The organism is Sphingomonas sp. CCH9-F2 (genome assembly GCF_001556735.1).
Taxonomy (GTDB): domain Bacteria; phylum Pseudomonadota; class Alphaproteobacteria; order Sphingomonadales; family Sphingomonadaceae; genus Sphingomonas; species Sphingomonas ginsenosidimutans.
The window spans coordinates 1-1,290 of record NZ_LSJO01000401.1 but is presented as its reverse complement, the minus strand read 5'-3'; the positions used below and the strand labels follow the sequence as shown (position 1 = coordinate 1,290).

Annotated in this window: 2 protein-coding genes and 1 pseudogene; all 3 read left to right on the top strand. The window is 70.5% G+C overall.

The annotated features are described in order from the left end of the window. Window positions 1-259: pseudogene (locus AX685_RS11725) on the top strand (methyl-accepting chemotaxis protein); the annotation flags it as partial. Between the two features lie 193 nt (window positions 260-452). Next, complete coding sequence (locus AX685_RS11720; protein WP_070321454.1) at window positions 453-722, top strand: STAS domain-containing protein; 270 nt, start codon at window positions 453-455, stop codon at window positions 720-722. 19 nt (window positions 723-741) lie between these two features. Beyond that, window positions 742-1,290, top strand: a 549-nt coding sequence (locus tag AX685_RS11715) for an Hpt domain-containing protein (protein WP_197418582.1), incomplete at its 3' end; no start/stop codon positions are given.

Sequence of the window (1,290 nt, the reverse complement as noted above, 5' to 3'; positions counted from 1 at the left end):
GACGCAGCAGAACGCCGCGATGGTCGAGGAAGCAACCGCCGCCGCGCGCAGCCTGGCCGACGAGGCCGAGGATCTGGCGCGCCGGATCGCGATGTTCCGGCTGGACCGCACGTCGCAGGACGTCGCCGCGGCGGCGCCACGCGCCGTCGCCGCGGCCCCCGCGCCCAGGGCCGCCGCACCGGTGCAGCGCCAGCCGCAGCAGCGCCACGCGACGGTGGGTAACGCCGCGCTCAAGAACGACGACTGGTCATCGTTCTGATGATCGCGCGCACCACCGGACGACGTCAACTTAACGTCATCTTAGGGATGCGCGTTCATGATGAGGAACTGGACGGTCACACGATGGTGACCGGCGGTTTCGGGGGGGATCGCAGGCGCTGCGCGCATCGTTCTCCCACCCGATCGTCGGCCTCCACCGGATGCACCGCCCGCCTTTCGACCCTCGTGGCAGGATGACCATGACGCTCGCTCTCTCTTCCCGACTCGACACCGGCGCCGCCGGCCCGCTGCGGCAATCGCTGAAGAAGCTGGTCGAGGAGCGCGCGCCGCTCGCGATCGACGGCAGCGCCGTCGAGCAGATCGGCCAAGCCTGCCTGCAGGTGCTGTACGCCGCGCGCGCCACCGCCGCCGAACAGGGCCTGTCCTATCAGCTGGCCAACCCCAGCGAACCGCTGGTCGAGGCCGCGTCGCTCGCCGCGCTCGCCGTGTTCGACCCCGCCTGAACGAAGAAGGATCGCACCCATGGATCTCGACGCCATCCAGCAGATCTTCTTCCAGGAATGTGAGGAAGGCCTGGCGGGCATGGAAGGCAGCTTCGCCGCCATCCGCGCCGATCAATATGACGCCGAAACGATCAACGGCATCTTCCGTGCCGTCCATTCGATCAAGGGCGGTGCCGGCGCGTTCGGGCACGAACGGCTCCAGGCCTACACCCACCAGTATGAAACGCTGCTCGACCTGCTGCGCAGCAACGCGCTGACGCTGACGCCGGCGCTGGTCGACCTGATCGTCGCCGCGTTCGACATGCTGGCCGATCACGTCGCCGCCGCGCGCGACGGCGGCACCGCGCCGGACGATGCCGCGATGCTGGCGCGCCTGATCGCCGCCGCGAACGGCGATGCGGACGCCGCCGAACCCGCCGCGCCGGTCGCGGTGGTCGCCGATCCCGTCGCGGCCCCGGTCGAAGCGAGCGCCGGGATCGCCGACGATTTCGACGATCTGATGGCGATGCTGGACGACGTCGGCGGGCCCACGGGCGGCGGCGACGACAACGGCGATGAGGCCGCCGCG

Bases quoted from the DNA above. Each gene is read 5' to 3' on its own strand.
- AX685_RS11720 (WP_070321454.1), top strand. From the start codon at position 453: ATGACCATGACGCTCGCTCTCTCTTCCCGACTCGACACCGGCGCCGCC.